The sequence below is a fragment of the Leucobacter sp. HNU genome (assembly GCF_047946755.1).
In the GTDB taxonomy this organism is placed as follows: domain Bacteria; phylum Actinomycetota; class Actinomycetes; order Actinomycetales; family Microbacteriaceae; genus Leucobacter.
This window is the reverse complement of the sequence record NZ_CP178837.1, coordinates 1,958,183-1,977,899: the sequence shown is the minus strand read 5'-3', so window position 1 is coordinate 1,977,899 and position 19,717 is coordinate 1,958,183. Positions and strand designations below refer to the sequence as shown.

At 70.2% G+C, this 19,717-nt stretch carries 16 protein-coding genes and 1 pseudogene; 5 read left to right on the top strand and 12 right to left on the bottom strand.

The genetic code is table 11. From position 1 onward, the window contains the following. Window positions 1-2: 2 nt before the first annotated feature. From AB3K78_RS09785 to speB, 3 genes are all read right to left on the bottom strand, one after another. Window positions 3-1,457: a purine-cytosine permease family protein gene (locus AB3K78_RS09785; RefSeq protein ID WP_416442794.1), complete on the bottom strand. Its 1,455-nt coding sequence runs from the start codon at window positions 1,455-1,457 to the stop codon at window positions 3-5. Beyond that, window positions 1,454-1,876, bottom strand: a complete 423-nt coding sequence (locus tag AB3K78_RS09780) for a nuclear transport factor 2 family protein (RefSeq protein WP_416442792.1) — start codon at window positions 1,874-1,876, stop codon at window positions 1,454-1,456. Before AB3K78_RS09780 ends, AB3K78_RS09785 begins: the two co-directional genes overlap by 4 nt. A gap of 120 nt (window positions 1,877-1,996) precedes the next feature. Continuing rightward, entirely contained in the window at window positions 1,997-2,947 is a 951-nt protein-coding gene (speB, locus tag AB3K78_RS09775; protein WP_416442790.1) for an agmatinase, read from the bottom strand. Between the two features lie 147 nt (window positions 2,948-3,094). Between speB and AB3K78_RS09770 the strand changes: the two genes are divergently transcribed. Further along, window positions 3,095-3,676 (top strand): helix-turn-helix domain-containing protein, encoded by a 582-nt coding sequence (locus AB3K78_RS09770; RefSeq protein WP_416442788.1) that lies wholly within the window; start codon window positions 3,095-3,097, stop codon window positions 3,674-3,676. A gap of 84 nt (window positions 3,677-3,760) precedes the next feature. Here the strand turns inward: AB3K78_RS09770 and AB3K78_RS09765 are convergent, their stop codons facing one another. The 5 genes from AB3K78_RS09765 to AB3K78_RS09745 form a co-directional block, all read right to left on the bottom strand. Then, a complete protein-coding gene (locus AB3K78_RS09765) occupies window positions 3,761-4,972 on the bottom strand; it encodes an MFS transporter (RefSeq protein WP_416442786.1) in 1,212 nt (403 codons plus the stop codon). 62 nt (window positions 4,973-5,034) lie between these two features. Further along, window positions 5,035-5,820: a polyphosphate--glucose phosphotransferase gene (gene ppgK, locus AB3K78_RS09760; RefSeq protein WP_416442784.1), complete on the bottom strand. Its 786-nt coding sequence runs from the start codon at window positions 5,818-5,820 to the stop codon at window positions 5,035-5,037. Between the two features lie 128 nt (window positions 5,821-5,948). Beyond that, window positions 5,949-7,160 carry a hypothetical protein gene (locus AB3K78_RS09755; RefSeq protein WP_416442782.1) on the bottom strand — a complete coding sequence of 404 codons (1,212 nt, stop codon included), beginning with the start codon at window positions 7,158-7,160 and terminating at the stop codon, window positions 5,949-5,951. 102 nt (window positions 7,161-7,262) lie between these two features. After that, window positions 7,263-11,315 (bottom strand): ATP-dependent RNA helicase HrpA, encoded by a 4,053-nt coding sequence (gene hrpA / locus AB3K78_RS09750; RefSeq protein WP_416442780.1) that lies wholly within the window; start codon window positions 11,313-11,315, stop codon window positions 7,263-7,265. Between the two features lie 54 nt (window positions 11,316-11,369). Beyond that, the gene (locus tag AB3K78_RS09745) at window positions 11,370-11,996 is read right to left on the bottom strand and encodes an ankyrin repeat domain-containing protein (protein WP_416442778.1); all 627 of its coding nucleotides are present in this window, start codon (window positions 11,994-11,996) and stop codon (window positions 11,370-11,372) included. Between the two features lie 217 nt (window positions 11,997-12,213). On the opposite strand from AB3K78_RS09745, the gene AB3K78_RS09740 reads away from it, so the two are divergent. The 3 genes from AB3K78_RS09740 to argG are packed head-to-tail and all read left to right on the top strand — an operon-like array spanning window position 12,214 to window position 15,534. Then, window positions 12,214-13,050: an aldo/keto reductase gene (locus AB3K78_RS09740; protein WP_416442776.1), complete on the top strand. Its 837-nt coding sequence runs from the start codon at window positions 12,214-12,216 to the stop codon at window positions 13,048-13,050. A gap of 26 nt (window positions 13,051-13,076) precedes the next feature. Then, entirely contained in the window at window positions 13,077-14,060 is a 984-nt protein-coding gene (locus tag AB3K78_RS09735) for a malate dehydrogenase (RefSeq protein ID WP_416442774.1), read from the top strand. A gap of 52 nt (window positions 14,061-14,112) precedes the next feature. Further along, window positions 14,113-15,534: an argininosuccinate synthase gene (argG, locus tag AB3K78_RS09730; RefSeq protein ID WP_046455254.1), complete on the top strand. Its 1,422-nt coding sequence runs from the start codon at window positions 14,113-14,115 to the stop codon at window positions 15,532-15,534. Window positions 15,535-15,743: 209 nt separating this feature from the next. On the opposite strand, the gene AB3K78_RS09725 is transcribed toward argG, so the two are convergent. Beyond that, window positions 15,744-15,992: a WhiB family transcriptional regulator gene (locus tag AB3K78_RS09725; protein WP_046455255.1), complete on the bottom strand. Its 249-nt coding sequence runs from the start codon at window positions 15,990-15,992 to the stop codon at window positions 15,744-15,746. Window positions 15,993-16,181: 189 nt separating this feature from the next. On the opposite strand from AB3K78_RS09725, the gene AB3K78_RS09720 reads away from it, so the two are divergent. After that, window positions 16,182-16,598: a hypothetical protein gene (locus AB3K78_RS09720; RefSeq protein WP_416442771.1), complete on the top strand. Its 417-nt coding sequence runs from the start codon at window positions 16,182-16,184 to the stop codon at window positions 16,596-16,598. Window positions 16,599-16,656: 58 nt separating this feature from the next. Here AB3K78_RS09720 and bcp read toward each other — a convergent pair whose 3' ends face one another. The 3 genes and pseudogenes from bcp to aroA form a co-directional block, all read right to left on the bottom strand. Next, on the bottom strand, window positions 16,657-17,130 hold the full coding sequence (bcp, locus tag AB3K78_RS09715; protein WP_416442769.1) for a thioredoxin-dependent thiol peroxidase: 474 nt from the start codon (window positions 17,128-17,130) through the stop codon (window positions 16,657-16,659). 10 nt (window positions 17,131-17,140) lie between these two features. After that, window positions 17,141-18,223 carry a ribosome small subunit-dependent GTPase A gene (gene rsgA / locus AB3K78_RS09710; protein ID WP_416442767.1) on the bottom strand — a complete coding sequence of 361 codons (1,083 nt, stop codon included), beginning with the start codon at window positions 18,221-18,223 and terminating at the stop codon, window positions 17,141-17,143. Then, window positions 18,223-19,706, bottom strand: a pseudogene (aroA, locus tag AB3K78_RS09705) (3-phosphoshikimate 1-carboxyvinyltransferase). The gene rsgA and the pseudogene aroA overlap by 1 nt, the downstream one beginning before the upstream one ends. Window positions 19,707-19,717 lie beyond the last annotated feature (11 nt).

The window sequence follows — 19,717 nt, the reverse complement described above, 5'->3', positions numbered from 1 at the left end:
GTTCACTCCGCGCGAGGTGAGCGCGTCGTGCTCGGGTCTTCGAGGCGCAGCGCGCTCGTGGCGTCCGCTCCGTCGAGCAGGTGCCCGGTCGGCTCCGCATCGCGAGGGTCGCGCAGTCCCAGGCCGCGCACGCCGCCGAGGCCGTACATGAGACCGAGGTAGAGCAGGAAGCTCAGCGCGAAGGCCGGGATGTTGGCGCCGATGGGGCTCGGGATCACGTACGACATGAGGTAGGACGCCGCAGCGCCGATGACCCAGACGGCCACGGCGACCCAGTTGACCCCGCCCGAGTACCAGTACCGGCTCTCCCGTCGCTCGTGCAGGATCTGCCGCGAATAGCCGCGTCGTTTGAGCAGATAGTAGTCGGCGATCATGATCGCGAACACCGGCACGAAGAACGCGCTGATGACGAACAGGAAGTCGGTGAACTGGTTCAGCAGGCCCAGGAAGGTGGACCCGATGACCGAGACGACGCCGAGCACGATCGCGGTCGGCAGGAACCGCAGGTGCCAGCGCGACTGGGCGTTCACCACCGAGGTCACCATGCCGAACACGACCATGGTGTTGGTCGCCATGACCGACAGGAAGATCGCGATGCCGAGCGGCCAGCCGAACTCGCCCACGATGACTGCGGGGTCGAACTGCGTCGCGTCGCCGCCGCGCAGCAGCACGGTGCTGAACGCGACGAGACCGAGCAGCATCGCGATGCAGGTGGAGAGGGTGTAGCCGATGCCGGATCCCACGATCCCGGCGGTGCTGCTCTTCGCGTGACGGTTCATGTCGGCCGAGAGGACCGTCCACGAGATGGCGGTCGCGAGCACCATGTCGAGGGTGATGAACGGAGTGCCGCCCAGGCTCGTGTCGACGGGGAGCGCGGCGAACTCGGCCGGGCTGAACGCGCCGAACGCGGCGGCGAAGACGAAGCCCATCACGATCAGGATGAGCAGTGCGAGCCAGGGCTCGACCCGCGAGATCCCGGTGTGGCCGAAGATGGCCAGCACCACGACGATGCCCTGGCAGATGGCCGAGAACAGGGCCGGGTTCGAGAAGCCGGTGGCCTCGTGGACGAGATAGTTGACGGTGACGCCGGCCAGCATGGCCTGGACCCAGCTCCATCCCATCAGGATGATGAGGTTCGCGGCGGCAGGGATGACGCTGCCGCGGATCCCGAACGATCCGCGCGTGAGCGCCATGGTCGGCAGGCCGGTGCGAGTGCCCATGTTGCCGACCAGCACCAGCACGACCACGCCGAGCAGAGTGCCGACCAGGATCATCGCGCTGGCGGTGCCGAACGAGACGGCGGGCACGAAGAGCGTGCCGGTGAGGAGGGTCGTGACCACCAGGTTGGCGGCCAGCCAGATCATCCCGATCCGGAGCACGCCCTGGGTGCCGCGGACGGGGCCCGCGGACTCGTCCTGGCCGTCGAGGTTGACGGCCATCGTCTCTGGGCTGCTCATGCGGCGGCGCTCGTCTCGGCGCTCGCGTCGGGCACGGTCGAGAGGTGCTCGTGGATCGCGACGAGGCCGCCGTCGGCCCCGGCGCGGAAGACGATGCTCTCGCGCTCGACGTAGGAGTCGGGGCCGTCCGCCGAGTCGATGCTCGTGGCGACGGTGTGGCTGAAGACCGCGCCGCCCTCGAACACCTGCACCAGGCGGTCGGTCGAGCTGCAGGAGGTGACCCTCCAACCGCTCTCCACCCAGCCGGCCCACAGCGCCTCGTACTCGGCGCGCGAGTTCAATCGAGCGGGCTCGGGGTGGAAGATGAAGCTCGCGTCGGCGGAGAAGCCCGCGAAGTAGGCGGCGGTGTCGGTGGCCGCGAACGCGTCGATGATGGCGTCGGCGGCGTCGAGCACGGCCGCTTCGGTGGGAGTGGGCATGTCGGGTTCTCCTCTGAACGGGTGCTGCGGAAGTCGGTGCGCCGGTGCTGCCGGTGCGGCCGGTGCGAAGAGCGGGAGGGAAGCCGCCGGCCCCGCGTCCGCGGGGCCGGCGGTTCTGCGTCAGGACTCGCGACCCGCCATGGCGCTGACGAGCTCGTAGACGACGTGGCTCGCGGCGACCGCGGTGATCTGCGCGTGGTCGTAGGCCGGAGCGACCTCGACGACGTCGGCGCCGACGATGTTGAGGTCGGCGAGGCCGCGGATCAGGCGGAGCATCTCGCGGCTGGTGAGACCGCCCGCCTCGGGAGTGCCGGTTCCGGGAGCGTGGGCCGGATCCAGCACGTCGATGTCGATCGAGATGTAGAGCGGCTTGTCGCCGACGCGGGTGCGGATCCGTTCCAGTGCGGCGGGGACGCCGTTCTCCTCGATGAACTCGGAGGTGACGATCTGGAATCCCAGCATCGCGTCGTCGGCGAGATCCTGCTTGCCGTACAGCGGGCCGCGGGTGCCGCCGTGCATGGAGGCCGTCATGTCGATGAGGCCCTCCTCGGACGCGCGACGGAAGGGCGTGCCGTGCGTGGTGGGGGCGCCGAAGTAGGTGTCCCAGGTATCGAGGTGCGCATCGAAGTGGAGCACGGCGACGGGGCCGTGCTTCTTGTTGATGGCGCGCAGCAGCGGCAGGGCGATGGTGTGATCGCCGCCGATCGTGACGATCTTGTCGACCCGCTCGCCGAGCTCGGTCGCCGCGGCCTCGACCTGGTCGACGGCCTCGGTCAGGTTGAACGGGTTCGCCACGATGTCGCCCGCGTCGACGACCTGCTTGAGCGCGAACGGCGAGACGTCCTGAGCCGGGTTGTAGGGGCGAAGCAGGCGCGAGGCCTCGCGCACGTGCGAGGGGCCGAAGCGGGCGCCCGGGCGGAAGCTGACACCGGTGTCGAAGGGCACGCCGACCACCGCGATGTCGGCCGAGGGCACGTCCTCGATGCGGGGGAGCTTGGCGAAGGTGGCGATCCCGGCGTAGCGCGGCGTGAGGCTCGCGTCGACGGGACCCTGCGGCGTGTGATCGGTCACGTCGGGTCCTCTCGTGAAATCTGGGTTTCTGTGTTTACCTGTGGTAAACATGTGAAGCGTGGAGGTGAACTCCACCTCGACTATAGGTCCGCGACCGATGAACGGTCAACGCGAACCGATTGCGAGCACGACACGAAACGAGGCGCCATGCGAGCGGTGAACCCCGAAGCCGGGTCCGGTGACGTCAGGATCGGCGCGCAGCTGCGCGCCTGCCGGCTCGCCCAGAACCTCACCCTCGAGCAGCTCTCGGAGGCCACCGGCGTGACCCGCGGGTTCCTCAGCCGCCTCGAACGCGATGCGACCTCGCCGAGCCTCGCCACGCTGCTGCAGATCTGCGAGGCGCTCTCGATCTCGATCGGCAGCCTGTTCGAACCGCCAGAGGTGCAGCGGATCGCCCTCGACGACGCGCCGCGCATCAACATGGGCGGGCAGGGTGCGCTCGAGCGGCAGGTGACGCCCCGCTCCGAATCCCGGGTGCAACTGATCCGGTCGTCGCTCGCTCCGAACGCCAGCGGAGGAGAGGCGCTCTACACCGTCAACTGCGACCTCGAGGTGCTGCACGTGGTGTCGGGTTCGCTCCACCTGCGGCTGTCGGACCGGGAGGAACAGCTCGTCGCGGGCGACACGCTCACCTTCCCCGGACGCGCCCCGCACACCTGGACGACCGGGGTCGACGGCGCGGAAGTGCTGTGGGCGCTGATCCCGGCTGCGTGGAGCGGGTCGAACTGACCGTCGAGGGCCTGTCGGTTCGGCGGCACGGGGCCCGTCGTCGCGATCGGTTCCGCGATCGGGGCCGGCCGGAGCCGGACCCGATCAGTTCGCGTCGGGCAGCTGCACCGGCTCGGTGTCGGGCAGCGGGCTCGCGTCGCGGCCGCGCAGATCCGGGATCCAGGGCACGCTGACGGCGGCGGTCACTGCGGTCAGCATCAGCAGGATCGCCGAGACGAGGATCGCGCCGTTCGGACCCGCCTGGTCGATCGCGATGCCCGCGAAGGCCGAACCGAGTGCGACGCCGACCAGCTGGCCCGTGCCGACCCAGCCGTAGGCCTCCGCCGATTCCGAGAACTTCACGGTCGAGCTCACGATCGAGAAGATCGCGGTGAAGGTCGGCGCGGTGCCGAGGCCGCCGACGAAGAGCACCGCGGCGAGCCACCACGGGTTCAGCGCGACGAGGCAGAGCGCGGTGCCGAGCGCCACGATGAGCACGCGCCAGAACAGCGACCACTTCGAGATGCTGCGGTGGCCGATAAGCAGGCCGCCGACGATCGAGCCGGCCGAGAAGATCGCCAGCAGGACTCCGGCCTCCACGCCCTCGTGCCCGAATGCGGCAACGATCCCGGCTTCGATCGCGGCGAACGAAGCGACGAAGAAGAATCCGGTGACGGTCGCGACGATGACGGTCGGACGGAACAGGATCGCGCCGAAGCGCCGGCGCGCACGCGGGATCCGCACGCGGCCCACCTCGGGGCTCAGGATGAACCAGAGTCCGCCGCCGAGCATGAACGCCGCGGCCGTGAGGAGGCCGAGCGTGGTGTTCAGCTGCGTCGACACGAATACGGCGACGACCGGGCCGATGATCCAGATGATCTCCTGCGCGGAGGCATCGAGCGAGAACAGTGCGGTCAGCTGCTTGCCCGGCACCATCTTCGGGTAGATGGTGCGCACGGCGGGAGTGACCGGGGGCGTGGTGAGACCGACGAGCAGCGAGAGCACGGTGACCACGCCGAGCGGCAGGTGGGTGAGCGCGATCACGGCGAGGAACGCCGAGCACGCGAGCGTCGTTGCGGTGAGCACCGGACGCATGCCCCAGCGGCCCATGAGGCGGCTGGTGAGGGGCCCGGAAACGGCCTGACCGACGCTCTCGGCGGCGAGGATGACGCCGGCCGAGGTGTAGTTGCCGTAGCCCAGTTGAATATGCAGCAGCATGGTGATCGACAGCATCCCGAAGGGGAAGCGCGCTGTCAGCTGCGCCATGAGGATGCGGAAGACTCCGGGGCTGCGACTCAGATCACGATAGATGCCCACCAGCAGATTCTAGTGGTGGAGGGCGGGGTCGGCGCCAGAGGCGACGCGCCCGAAATGCCGGTTCAGCGCGCCTGGGCTGCGAGGCCGGCGGCACCCACGATGCCCGCGTTGTTGCGGAAATGCGCGGGCACGACGGGAACGTTCACCTTCGCGAAGGGCAGGTACTCGTCGGACGACTTGGAGATGCTGCCGCCGATCACGAAGCGGTCGGGTCGCGTGATGAACTCGAGGTGCTCGAGCAGCCGCTCCGCGCGCTTCGCCCAGTCCTGGATCGTGATCCCCTCGCGTTCGATCGTCTTCGGAGACGCGAAGCGTTCGTAGGGGTGATGCCCGTCGAGCTCGATGTGGCCGAGCTCGAAGTTCGGGACGAGGCAGCCGTCGTGGATCAGGGCCACGCCGATGCCGGTGCCGAAGGTCAGCACCATGGTCACGCCGTCGACGCCGTGCGCCGCGCCGAACGCGGTCTCGGCGATGCCCGCCGCGTCCGCGTCGTTGACCACGAGGCAGGGGAGCCCGGTCGCGTCCGCGAACAGCCGGACGGCGTCGGTGCCGATCCAGCTCTTGTCGATGTTGGCGGCGGTGCGCGCGATGCCGTGCTGCACGACCACGGGAAGGGTGATGCCGACCGCGGGCACCGTCTCACGGGGGAGCGCGCCGTTCTCGGCCAGCTCGTCCCGGATGCCCGCCACCATCACCGCGACGGCCTCCGCGATATCGCTGGGGCGGCCGCCCTCGGGGGTGGGGACGCGGTGGCGACCGGTCAGCATCTCGCCGGTGGCCGTGTCGATCGCGGCGCCCTTGATGCCGGTGCCGCCGATGTCGATGCCGATCGCTGGGGCCTGCTGCATGCAGAACAGCTTAGCCCGGTTCGGAGGGGTGCCCGCGGGCGGGGTCGGGCGGGGTGGCGCGGTGGCGCGGGGGCGCGCGCCGGGGCGGCGTGGCGTCGGGGCGTCGGGGCGTCGGGGCGTCGGGGGCGTCATCGAGCGCCGGCGTTGCCATCGGGGGAAGGCGTTGCTGTCGAGCGCCCGGTCAGAATCGGCTGAGCCGAGGCCTCTCTCGAAAGTGCGACCGTTCCTCGAACGCTCAGCAGTTTCTCGACGCATGCTCGAGAAAGGACGGTGCTCGCCGCACACATGGAGCGTCTATGCGCGATCGATTGCTCCGGCGCGGTGCGGCCTGTGGAGGAGCGCCCCGAACCGTTCGGCGCTGAGACGCTGCTGCGATGACACCTCGCAATCATCTCGCCGAGATCCGGGCGGAGCTCAGATCGACGGAACGCCTGCTGCACGAGGGGTGGAGCTTCTCGGCGTTGCGTCGCGAACGTATCTCCGGGCACCTGTTCCGGGTTTCGCACGGCGTCTATGCCCGACTCGACACCTGGAACAGATGGGCGCCGGAACAGCAACTGCTGGCACGCGTACTGGCGCTCGCACCGAGACAGAGCTCGAACGCCGTGTGGTCCGGGGCCTCTGCGGCGGCGCTCCACGGTCTTCCGCTCTATCGACTCCGGGAACCCAGAGCCGAGATCATCCTGGAGGGCGCTCGCAGCGCGGAGAACTCGCCGCTCGTGCGACGCAGCCGCGCACAGATCGGCTCCTCCGAGGTCACGGAGATCGAAGGGCTCCGCGTGACGGATCTGGATCGCACCGTCACCGATCTCGCTCGTCTGCATCGACCGGAGCTGGCGCTCGCCGCGGCCGATGCCGCGCTGAGATCCCTCGAACCCGCGGCGTTCCACCCGCCGGACGGGCAGGCGCAGCACGTGCACGAACGCCGGGAACGCTGGCTGGCGCGCCTCGACGCCAGCGTCGACCGCAGAGGCGTCCGCCGTGCCGAGAGGCTGCTGCGGATCACCGACTGCGGTGCGGAATCCGTGGCGGAGAGCGTGAGCCGGTACCGCCTCATCACCCTCGGGTACGACGTCCGCACGCAGGTGCGGGTCCCTGCACCCGGCGGTGGCGAGTACCGGGTTGACTTCGAACTGGTCGAAGCCGGGATCCTCGGCGAAGTCGACGGTCGGCAGAAGTACACGAACCTCGATCTGCGCGACGGTCGGAGCGCGGATCGGACGCTCTACGACGAGAAGCGCCGTGAAGACTGGATCCGCGGTCGCACCGCCAAGCGACTCATCCGGTGGAGTCCGGGCGACATCGTCTCCTCTCCACTTTCGAACGTCGGCTTCGCGCATTCGGAGTGCCGCCTCCGCCGTTGCGGGGGCGGCAGCGATTCTCGTTCTGCGGAGGAGGCGGTCGTCATGCCGAACCGTGCTGAGCCGGCGACCGCGAAGCGGCTATCCGTCCCGCAGAACCTTCAGGATCCGTTGAGCGGACACCGGTTCCGAAGTGCGCAGGCGCTGCGCGAAGAGACTGACGCGCAGCTCCTCGATCATCCAGCGCACGCGCTCCATCCGTTCGGGAGCATCGACCGGCAGCGGCAAGGTGCCGCCGGCTTCCGCATACGCGGCCGAGACCCGATCGACGTCGTTCTGCCAGGCACGGTCGCGCCCCGGGTTCTCGGTGAGACCCTGCATGCGCAGCACGACCGCCTCGAGGTAGACCGGAAGGCGTTCGAGCTGCGCGAGTCCGGTGCGGGAGACGAACCCGTCGAACACGAGCGCGTCCACCTGGGCGGCTGCGCCGGCCACCTGGCCGAGCACCTGGATCGACTTCGCACCATCGATTGCCTTGCGAGCGAGGCGGGCCCCGTCGAGCACGCGCGCGGTGAGGGCGATGGCCCGGTAGATCTCATCGATCAGAGCTCGGGAGTAGTCGTCGGCGATCGCCTCGAACGCGGCGGCGCCCCAGGCGAGTCCGTCGGGGGCGTGCCTGCGGATCACCCGATCGGCGACCGCGAGCGACACGTCGGCGATTGCCTGATCGAGTGTGCGGTACGGGCCGGCACCGAGCAGGAGCTTCTCCTGATTCGAGAGATGCTCCCTCACGTAGCTGGCAGGCGAGGGCGAACTCAGGGCGAGCAGGCGACGAATGCCGCGACGCGAGAGCCTGGCCTGCTCGGCGGGGTCCGCGACGAGCTTGAGATCGACTGCGGTACGGCGGTCGACGAGCGCGGGGTATGCGCGCACGACGCCCGCGCCGCGACCGGATCCGCGTCCCGCGGCGAAGGCCGTGTCCACGTGCTTCGGGATATCGCCGAACACCCACGTCGTCGCGCCGCTGCGCTCGAGCTCGCTCTTCGGAAGCGCGGCCTGCGCGACACGGGCGACACCGGACTCCGCCCGCGACCGATGGGCCTGCTGCAGCGCGGCGAGGTCCTTGCCGCTCCCGATCGTGCGGCCTCGACCGTCGACCACGCGGAAGGTGGGGGTGAGGTGCGCGGGCAGGCGAGTGGGGTCGAAGTCGTCAGCCGTGACCCGCACGCTCGTGCGCCGCTGGATCTCCGAGGCGAGCAGCCCGGTCAGCGAATCGGAATCGGCTGCGGTGCCCGTGACGGCCTCCCCGCCGCCCGTGGCCGGGCCGTCGAGCCGGGGTCCGATCGACGCCAGCAGAGTTCGCGCCCAGTCGGCCGCGGGCACCACGTGCTTGCGAATCGCTTTCGGCAGCGTCTTGATGAGCGCCGTCGTGAGTTCCTCGCGCAGACCGGGCACGAGCCGCTCGAACTCGCCCCCGTCGAGTCGCGGCAGCAACGGCAGCGGGACGGTCACCGTCACGCCGTCGTCATCGGCCGTCGGATCGAAGCGATAGCGCAGCCGCAGCGTCTGGTCCCCGCTGCGCCACTCGCGCGGGAACTCGCGTTCGTCCACGCCAGCGGCATCGGAGTCGTCGAGCAGATCCTCTCGGCGAAGGTTGAGCAGCTTCGGCTGCTCGCGCTGCGCCCGCTTCCACCAGCCTTCGAAGCTCCGGGTGGACGTGACCTCCGCCGGGATTCGCGAGTCGTAGAACTCGAAGATCGTCTCATCGTCGCTCACGATGTCGCGACGACGCGTGCGTTCCTCGAGCTGCTCGAGCTCGCGGCGCAGTTGCCGGTTCGCTCGGTCGAAGGCCTGCGGCGAATCCCAATCGCCTTCGACGAGCGCGTGCCGGATGAACAGCTCGCGCGCGTGCACCGGATCGAATCGCTCGAGCGCGACCCGTCGACGATCCACGATCGGCACCCCGTACAGTGTGACCCGCTCGTACGCGACCGCGGCTCCTTGCTTGCGCTCCCAGTGCGGCTCCGACAGCTGCCGTTTCGCGAGCGAGCCCGCGAGCTCCTCCGCCCAGGCAGGGTCCACCACCGCGTTCGAACGCGCGAACAGGCGCGAGGTTTCGACGAGCTCGACGCTCATCACCACTTCCGGTGGCTTCTTCGCGAGCACCGAACCCGGGTACAGCACGAATCGGGTGCCTCGCGAACCCAGGTACTCCTGCGCCGGCTTGCGCTTCGCGGCACCCGTCGCGCCGCGTCCACGGGGCGGAGTGCTGCGATCCTGACGGTCATCGCGCACGCCGAGCTGCGACAGCAGGCCCGCGAGGATCGAGCGATGGATCGGCTCGAACGGCGCGGAGGACGTGAACGTGGCCTCATCCGAGGACACGTGGTCGCGGGGCGGAGCACCCTTCGGTTCCCGGGCACCCGATTCTTGCTTCGGTGCCTTCGCAATCCGCGAGAGCTGGCGGAAGAGGTCCATCCACTCCCGGACGCGCAGGAAGTTCAGGAACTCGTCGCGGCAGAGCCTGCGGAATGCGCTCGACGACAGCTCCTGCTGCCGCTCCCGCACGTAGTTCCACAGATTGAGCAGCGTCATGAGGTCGCCCTGCGGGTCGGCGAATCGGGCGTGCAGCTGATCAGCCCGCCCGCGTTGCTCGGCCGGACGTTCGCGCACATCCTGGATCGTGAGCCCGGCGACGATCGCCAGAACCTCCGGCACCACGTCGTGCGTGCGAGCCTCGACCACCATTCGGGCGAAGCGCGGCTCGATGGGAAGGCGGGAGAGTTCCCGGCCGATCCGAGTGATGCGGTGGGACCCCCTGGCGCGACCCGCGCCGCGGGCCGACCCCCGGCCGCCGCGTTTCGGGTCGCGAGCCGAGTCCTGGGCCGAGACCGCCTCGACCGCGCCCAGCTCGGTGAGCAGTCCGAGGCCGTCGGCGATCCCGCGCTGATCCGGGGGAGTGAGGAAGGGGAACTTCGCGATATCGCCGAGGCCCAGGGCGAGCATCTGCAGAATCACCGAAGCCAGGCCGGTGCGCCGGATCTCGGGCTCGGTGAACTCGGGACGCGACTCGAAGTCGTCCTGCGAATAGAGCCGGATCGCGATGCCGGCGCTCGTGCGCCCGGATCGTCCGGATCGCTGATTCGCGCTCGCCTGCGAGATCGCCTCGATCGGCAACCGCTGCACCTTGCTGCGGGCCGAATAGCGCGAGATGCGCGCCGTACCGGCATCGATCACGTATCGGATTCCGGGCACCGTGAGCGACGTCTCGGCGACGTTCGTGGCGAGGACGACCCGCCGCGAGACCGTGCCGGGGCGCCGTTCGAAGACCCGGTGCTGCTCGGCCGCGCTCAGCCGGCCGTAGAGCGGCAGGATCTCGGTCGGCTTCGTCCGAGCGGAAGACCGGAGCCTCCCGTTCAGCGCATCGGCCGCATCCCGGATCTCCGCCTCGCCCGAGAGGAACACGAGCACATCGCCCGGCGCTTCGCGTCCCAGCTCGTCGACGGCATCGCCGATCGCGTCGAACAGGTCCCGCTCGATCCTTCGAACCTTGGGCGCCCCACCCTTCGGGTCGGCTGTCTCGATCTCCTCGACGAGGGGGCGGTAGCGCAGCTCGACCGGGTAGGTGCGGCCGGACACCTCGATGATCGGGGCCGGCTCTCCGTCTGCCGAGGCGAAGTGCTCGGCGAAGGACTCGGGATCGATGGTCGCCGACGTGATGATCACTTTCAGATCCGGGCGGCGCGGCAGCAGCGTCTTGAGATACCCGAGCAGGAAGTCGATGTTGAGCGAGCGTTCGTGCGCCTCGTCGATGATGATCGTGTCGTACGCGCGCAGGTCGCGATCGCGATGGATCGCGTTCAGCAGGATCCCGTCCGTCATCAGACGGATGCGGGTCTCTGCCGAGACCTGGTCGGTGAACCGCACCTGGTAGCCCACCAGGCCGCCGAGTTCGGAACCGAGCTCCTCGGCGATGCGCTCCGCGATCGTGCGCGCGGCGATCCGGCGAGGCTGCGTGTGCGCGATGCGCTCGCGGCCGAGCGCCAGCGCGATCTTCGGCAGCTGCGTCGTCTTGCCCGAACCGGTCTCGCCCGCGACGATCACCACCTGATGGTCGCGGATCGCCGACTGGATCTCGTCGCGCATCTGCGAGACGGGGAGGTCAGCGGGGAACTCGATGCGCGGTTCAGACATAGCGCTCCCATTATCCCGTGCGGGACGCGAATCCCGCACGGGCGACCGAACGGATCAGGAGTGGACCGCCGCGTCCTCGAGCAGCTCGGCGATCTGCACGTACCCGCGATCCAGCGCGAGCCGCAGCGGCGAAGTGCCGTCGCCGTCGGGAAGGGTGGGGTCCGCGCCGCCCGCGAGCAGCGTCCGAACCACCTCGAAGTACCGCCCGGAGCCGTCGCCCAGGATGATCGCCTCGTGCAGACCGGTCCATCCGAGCCGGTTGACGTGATTCGGGTCGACTCCCGCGGACAGCAGCAGCCGGATCGCCGGCAGGTGCGCCCGCTCGCACGCGGGAATCAGCGCGGTCCCGCCGAAACGGTTCGTGCTGCGCACGTCGGCTCCGTGATCGAGGCAGGCCGAGAGGACCTCGACGAAGCCGCCCGCGCCCGCCTCCAAGAACGGGGAATCGTGCCGCTCATCGAACGCGTTCGGGTCGGCGCCCGCCGCAAGCAGCTCGCGCGCGATCTCCGCGTAGCCGCGGGTGGCGGCTGCGAACAGGGGAGTGCGGTCGTGGTGATTGCGCACGTCGACCTCGGCGCCGGCCGCGAGCAGCCGCCGCACCGCCGGGAGATCCTCCTGCTTCGCCGCGCGGTAGAGATCCGGCGCTTGGCCGGGTACCGCCGCCTCACGAGACCTGCTCATGGTGCATATTGTGGGGGTTCTGCGCGTTTTGCGGAATTGCGACGCGCGGCATTCACACGCAAGTCACCCGAGCGGGGATCGCGGCCGGGCGCCGTGCACCCTCACGACACCCCGATCCGGAGGGTCACGCGGGTCGTCGTTCCCGGCGGCGTAGACTGCGGAACGGCGGGGTCCAGACCGCTCCGCTCCGCGCCGTGCGACCGAAGGAGACCCAGCGATGACCGCTCTGCAGATCCCCGAGATCAAGCTGAACGACGGGAACCGGATCCCACAGCTCGGACTCGGCGTGTTCAAGGTGGATCCCGGCGAGACCGAGCGGATCGTGGCCGAAGCGCTCGAGGTCGGCTACCGCCACATCGATACCGCGAGGATCTACGACAACGAGGCCGAGACCGGTCGCGCGATCGCTGCCAGCGGAATCCCGCGCGACAACCTGTTCATCACGACCAAGCTGTGGAACTCCGATCAGGAGGACCCCGTCGCCGCATTCGAGCAGAGTCTCGAACGCCTCGGGCTCGACGCGGTCGACCTCTATCTGGTGCACTGGCCGGTGCCGGCTGCGGGCACTGCGGTCGGCGCCTGGCGCGGACTCATCGAGATCATCGGATCGGGTCGAGCCCGATCCATCGGCGTCTCGAACTTCGAGATCGAGCACCTGCGCGAACTGCTCGACGAAACCGGAGTGGTCCCCGCGGTCAACCAGATCGAGCTGCACCCGCTGCACCAGCGCCGCGAATTGCGCGAGTTCTGCGCCGCCCACGGCATCGCGGTCGAGGCCTGGGGGCCGCTCGCCCAGGGCAAGAGCGACCTGTTCGAGCGCGATGCGATCACCGCGGCGGCCGCGTCGCACGGCAAGAGTCCCGCGCAGATCGTGCTCCGCTGGCACGTGCAGCACGGCACGATCGTGTTCCCCAAGACCATACGTCGAGCGCGCATGATCGAGAACGCTGCGATCTTTGACTTCGTCCTCGGCGACGACGAGATGGCCGCGATCGACGCACTCGACGAACAGCACAACTTCGGCCCGGACCCCCGGACCTTCGACGTGCGCTGACCGGCACGAGAACAGAGGAGCGAGCAATGGCGCAGGCCACCACCATCACGCTGACGGGCGCCGGCGGGCAGATCGGCTACGCCGCCCTGTTCCGCATCGCCGCGGGCGACATGCTCGGCCCGGACCGCCCGGTCGCGCTTCGCCTGCTCGAGATCCCGCAGGGTATGCGCGGAGCCGAGGGCGCCGCGATGGAACTGCTCGACTGCGCGTTCCCGCTGCTCGAGAGCGTCGAGATCAGCGACGATCCGGCGGTCGCGTTCGACGGCGCGAACATCGCCATGCTCGTCGGCTCGCGCCCGCGCGCGGCCGGCATGGAGCGGAGCGACCTGCTCACGGCCAACGGCGCGATCTTCGGGCCCCAGGGCCGCGCGATCGGCGAGCACGCGGCCGACGACGTGCGGGTCGCCGTCGTCGGCAATCCTGCGAACACGAACGCGCTGGTGGCGCAGCGGAACGCGTCCGGCCTGCCGGCCGAGCGGTTCAGTGCGCTCACCCGGCTCGATCACAACCGGGCGGTGGGGCTGCTCGCGGCCGAGGCCGGCGCGGCGGTCGACCGGGTCGACGGCGTGACGATCTGGGGCAACCACTCCGCCACGCAGTACCCGGACCTGAGCCACGCGACCGTCGACGGTCGGCCCGCGCTCCAAGCGGTCGACCCTGCCTGGGCGCGTGGCGCCTACGTCGAACGGGTCGCGAAGCGCGGAGCCGAGATCATCGAGGTGCGCGGTGGATCCTCCGTCGCGTCCGCGGCGAACGCCGCGATCGAGCACGTCCGCGACTGGGTGCTCGGCACGGGGGAGCGCTGGACGAGTGCCGCGATCGTCTCCTCGGGCGAGTACGGAGTGCCGGAAGGCCTCATCTCGTCCTTCCCCGTCCGCTCGGACGGAGCCGAGTGGCGCGTGGTCGAAGGGCTCGACGTCGACGACTTCTCGCGGCAACGCATCGATGCCTCGGTCGCCGAACTGATCGCCGAGCACGATGCGGTGCGCGAGCTCGGACTGATCCCGTAACGAGAGCCGCCCGCGTCGAACGGGTGCGCCCGAGCGCCCTAGTATGGGAAGCATGTCTAAGGTCCTGTCTTCTCTTCCCGTGGGCGAGCGCGTCGGCATCGCCTTCTCCGGCGGTCTCGATACTTCGTGCGCGGTCGCATGGATGCGAGACAAGGGCGCCGTGCCCTGCACCTACACCGCCGACATCGGCCAGTACGACGAGCCCGACATCGACGGTGTCGCCGGTCGCGCGAAGGAGTACGGCGCCGAGATCGCCCGCTTCGTCGACGCCAAGCGTCCCCTCGTCGAGCAGGGGTTCATCGCCCTCGCCACCGGCGCCTTCAACGTGCGCTCGGGCGGCAAGACCTACTTCAACACGACGCCCCTCGGCCGCGCCGTCACCGGAACGCTGCTGGTGCGCGCCATGAAGGAGGACGGCGTCGACATCTGGGGCGACGGCTCCACCTACAAGGGCAACGACATCGAGCGCTTCTACCGCTACGGTCTCATGGCCAACCCGGCGCTGCGCATCTACAAGCCGTGGCTCGACAAGCAGTTCGTCGAGGAGCTGGGCGGCCGCCAGGAGATGAGCGAGTGGCTCGTCGCCCACGGCTACCCCTACCGCGACTCCGCCGAGAAGGCGTACTCGACCGACGCCAACATCTGGGGCGCGACCCACGAGGCCAAGCGCCTCGAATTCCTCGACACCGGTCTCGACATCGTCGAGCCGATCATGGGCGTCGCCGCCTGGCGCGACGACGTCGAGGTCGCCACCGAAGAGGTCTCGGTGCGTTTCGAGGCCGGGCGTCCCGTCGCCATCAACGGCGTCGAATTCGACGACCCGGTGGCGCTCGTCTACGCGGCGAACGAGATCGGCGGTCGTCACGGTCTCGGCGTCTCCGACCAGATCGAGAACCGCATCATCGAGGCGAAGTCGCGCGGCATCTACGAGGCTCCCGGCATGGCGCTGCTGCACATCACCTACGAGCGGCTCGTCAACGCGATCCACAACGAGGACACCGTCGCGAGCTACCACAACGAGGGCCGCAAGCTCGGCCGCCTCATGTACGAGGGCCGCTGGTTCGACCCGCAGGCACTCATGCTGAGCGAGTCGCTGCAGCGCTGGGTCGGCTCCGCGATCACCGGCGAGGTCACGCTGCGCCTGCGCCGCGGCGACGACTACACGATCCTGAACACCACGGGCCCCAACCTCAGCTACCACCCCGAGAAGCTCTCCATGGAGCGCACGGTGGGCGCCGCGTTCGGCCCCGAGGACCGCATCGGCCAGCTGACCATGCGCAACCTCGACATCGCCGACTCCCGTCAGCGGCTCGAGCAGTACGCGGCGATGGGTCTCGTCGGCGTGACGACCGCCGACGTCGTGGGCCAGCTCGAAGCGGGCGGTGCCGAGCAGATCGCCGACGCCGTCACCGGAATCGACGAGGACGCCGACGAGCTCGGCCTGTCGGCCGCGTTCGACGCCGGCACCGACTGACCGGAGACTCACCCCGAACGCCGAGGGCGCCCATCCCGACCGGGAGGGGCGCCCTCGGTCATTGTCACGGCGTCGCGACACCGCTCAGCGGGATCGCGCGGGCGTGGCGCGGTCCCGCATCGGAATCCCGCAGCCGGGATCGTGCGACCAGGCCCTGCAGACGCGCGAACGGCCCCGAGGATCACCCCGGGGCCGTTCGCGGAAAGACGTTAGGAGGCGCGACGCGCGCGAGCGGCGCGGCGCTTCAGTGCGCGGCGCTCGTCCTCGCTGAGACCGCCCCAGACGCCGGAGTCCTGGCTCGTGTCCATCGCGTACTGGAGGCACATCTCGGTGACGGTGCAGCGGGCGCACACGGCCTTGGCGCGCTCGATCTGGTCGACGGCGGGGCCGGTGTTGCCGACCGGGAAGAAGAGCTCGGGGTCTACGGTGAGGCAGGCCGCCTGTTCGCGCCAATCCATGGGTTCCTCCTTGGTGCTGCGCACACGCGAAACACCCATGGTCCGGGTGGTGTTGCTCTCGCGCGTGTCCTGAATACGTGGCTTGAGAATGCTCACGTCGGTGTGCGCGAAACTCGACGGAATATATAGTTTCATGGACGCAGACGCAAATCAATAGTCTGCTGGCAAACTTTTCGAAGGGATCCCGTGATGCCCAGCTCACCTGCCGTTCACCCGCGCTCACGAGGCGGATGGGCGGTGCTGACCGGCCTGCTCCTCATCGAGGCGTTCTTCGGGGCTTGGGTGGTGTTCGTGTCGATCCTCGGAGCGATGAACTCCGCCGGGACGATCGGACAGAATCTCAGCCTCGTCCTCGCCGCCGCGATCTCGTGGATCTGGGTGATCGCGACTCTCGTTGGCGCCCTGCGCGGGCGCCCGAGCTGGGCGCGCGGCTCCGCGCTGACGATCCACGTGCTGCTGTTCGCCGCGGGCACGGGGATCCTGCAGCTGCAGTTGCTGGCGTGGCAGTTCGGCTTCGCGGTGGTCGCGGTCGGCGTGGTCGGCTTCGTCGCCGCGATGCTGGCACGCCCGGCGGATCGTCCGACGCTCGAGGGCGACGAAGACTAGTCGGACGGCGCGCGGGACGAGCGCATCGCTCGTCCCGCGCACGCGCAAGCGGGACTCGTCAGACCCCGAGGAGCTTGGTGACGCGCGCCACGTGGCCCGTCGCCTTGATGTTGTACAGGGCGTGCTCGATCTTCCCCTCGGCGTCGATCACGAACGTGGAGCGGATCACGCCCTCGATGATCCTGCCGTAGCTGTTCTTGGTGCCGAACGCACCGTAGGCGCGATGCACGGCGGTGTCGGGATCGCTGAGTAGCGGGTACTCGAGAGCATCGCGGTCGGCGAAGCGGCGCAGCCGCTCGACGGCGTCGCGCGAGACGCCGAGCACCCGGTAACCGGCGGCCTCGAGCGGCGCCGACGACTCCTGGAACTCGCAGGCCTCCTTGGTGCACGCGGGGGTCATCGCCTCGGGATAGAAGAACAGGACGACCTTCTGGCCGCGATAGTCGGCGAGCGAGCGCTCGACCCCGTCCTGGTCGGGCAGGGTGAAGCTGGGGGCGGGCATTCCGGGTTCGAGGATCACGCGTTCGGTCATGCCCTCCAGCCTAGTGAAGCAGCCGTCGCAGCGACTCGACGCGCCCGGCGCCCGTCGCGTCGAGCCGGCCGTCGGCGATCGCGGCGTCGAGCTCGCAGTCGGGCGCATCGTCGAGGTGGGTGCAGCCGCGCGGGCACTCGTCGAGCAGCGGGGCGAGGTCGGTGAATCCGCGCAGGATCCCCTCGCTCGTGACGTGGCCCAGGCCGAAGGAGCGCACGCCCGGGGTGTCGATGACCCAGCCGGACTCGCCGCCCGGGGCGTCCGGCGTGCGGGCGCGCAGCGCGACCGACGACGAGGAGGTGTGGCGGCCGCGCCCGGTCACGGCGTTCACGTGCCCGGTCGCGCGCTCGGCCTCCGGCACGAGCGCGTTGATGAGCGTCGACTTGCCGACGCCCGAGTGGCCGACGAACACGGTGGTCTTGCCGGCGAGGGCCTCCCGGATCCGAGCGAGCACACCGCCGGGGGAGTCGTCCTCCCAGTCGCCGGGCTGCGAGCGGAACACCGGCACTTCGAGCGCGGCGAAGTTCGCGAGGAACGGTTCAGGGTCGGCGAGGTCGGTCTTCGTGATGCAGATGAGGGGCGAGATGCCGGCGTCGTACGCGGCGACCAGGTAGCGGTCGACGAGACGGATGCGGGGCTCGGGGTTCGCGGCCGCGACGACGATCAGCATCTGGTCGGCGTTCGCGACCATGACGCGCTCGACGCGGTCGCTGTCGTCGGCGCTGCGGCGCAGCAGCGTGCGGCGCTCCTCGATCCCCACGATGCGGGCCAGGGATCCCTCGACCCCGCTCGTGTCGCCGACGAGCTGCGCCCGGTCGCCGATCACGATCGGGGTGTTGCGCAGCTCACGGGCGCGGGCGGCGGTGATCTCGCGCTCGCCGGGATCATCCGGGTCGGCGTCCGCGGCGATGAGCGCCGCGTAGCGGCCGCGATCCACGCCCGTGACCATGCCGATCACCGCGTCGGAGTGCTCGGGGCGCCGTTTGGTGCGGGGTCGGTTCGCCTTGGGGTTCGGCCGCTGCCGGACCGCGTGGTCGGCGTACTCGCCGTAGGGGACGTCGTCGTCCTCGTCGTCGGGGATCAGCCAGCTCATCAGCCCTGCAGGTTCCGCAGGTCGGGGAACCACATCTGGTCTTCCGGCGGAGCGCCGATCTCGGCGATGAGCGGCGGGCGGGCCGCCTGGGGAACGCGCTCGGCCAGGCCGAGCATGCCCTCCCAGAGCCGGGCGAACTGCGGCAGGGTCTTCGACGTCGAGCCGATGTCGTCGATCTGCACGCCCGGCACGAGGAGCCCGATCAGGGCGCCCGTGGTGGCCATGCGATGGTCGGCGTAGGCGCGCCAGAGGCCCGCGTGCAGGGCGGCCGGGCGCACGGCGATGCCGTCCGCGAGCTCTTCGGCGTCGCCGCCGAGACCTCGGATCTCGGCGACGAGGGCCGTGATGCGGTCGGTCTCGTGGTGGCGGATGTGTCCGATGCCGGTGATGGTGCTGGGCTCGCCCGGCGTGCCGTCCGGGCGGGGGAGCGCCGCGAGCGCGGCGAGGCCGACGAGGGTCGGCGCGAGTTCCCCGGCCTCGGGGACGTGCAGTTCGACGCCGCGCAGGACACCGTCGCCCGAGACGGTGAGCCGATCGCCGTCGAGCGAGACCTCGCCCCCGAACGCGGGCAGGAGTTCGCGCAGCTGGTCGCCGACCTGCGTGGTCGATGCGGGCCAGCCGGGCACGGTCACCCGGCCGCCGACCGCGAGCGCGGCGGCGAGGAACGGGGCGGCGTTCGAGAGGTCGGGCTCGATCTCGACCTCCCGGGCGGCGATGGGACCGGGGGCGACCCGCCACTCGCCGGGGGCGGGGAATCGGCCTCGACGCCGCGCGCCCGCAGCACGTCGAGGGTCATCTCGATGTGCGGCACGCTCGGCAGGCGCTCACCGGTGTGGACCACGTGGACGCCCTCGTCGAAGCGGGCCGCCGAGAGGAGCAAGCCGGAGACGAACTGGCTGGAGAGCGAGGCGTCGAGCTCGACGCGGCCGCCGCGCAGCGAACCGGCCCCGTGCACGGTGAAGGGGAGTGCGCCGCGGCCGTCGTCGGCGATGTCGGCGCCGAGCGCGCGCAGCGCGTCGAGCACGGGCCGCATGGGGCGCTTGCGGGCGTAGGGATCGCCGTCGAAGGCGGTGGGACCGAGCGCGAGGGCGGCCACGGGCGGCATGAAGCGCATCACCGTGCCCGCGAGCCCGCAGTCGATGCTCGTGGAGCCGGTCAGCTCGGCAGCGGGCGCGATGCGCAGGTCGTCGTCGCGGCCATCGGTGCGCGGCGCGGCCTCGATACCGGTACCGAGCGCGAGGAGCGCCTCCGTCATGAGCTCGGCGTCGCGCGAGCGGAGCGGAGCACGCAGCACCCCCGGCCCGTCGGCCAGCGCCGACAGGATCAGTTCGCGGCCGGTGAGCGATTTGGATCCGGGCAGCGGCACGGTGGCGTCGATCGCTTCCGCGGGCACCGGCGCCTCCCACGCGACGGCAGCATCGTCGTCGACCTCGCCGATGCCGGTCGGGTCGTCATTGCCTCGGGAATGTTTTGCGATGAACATCGGTTACTCAC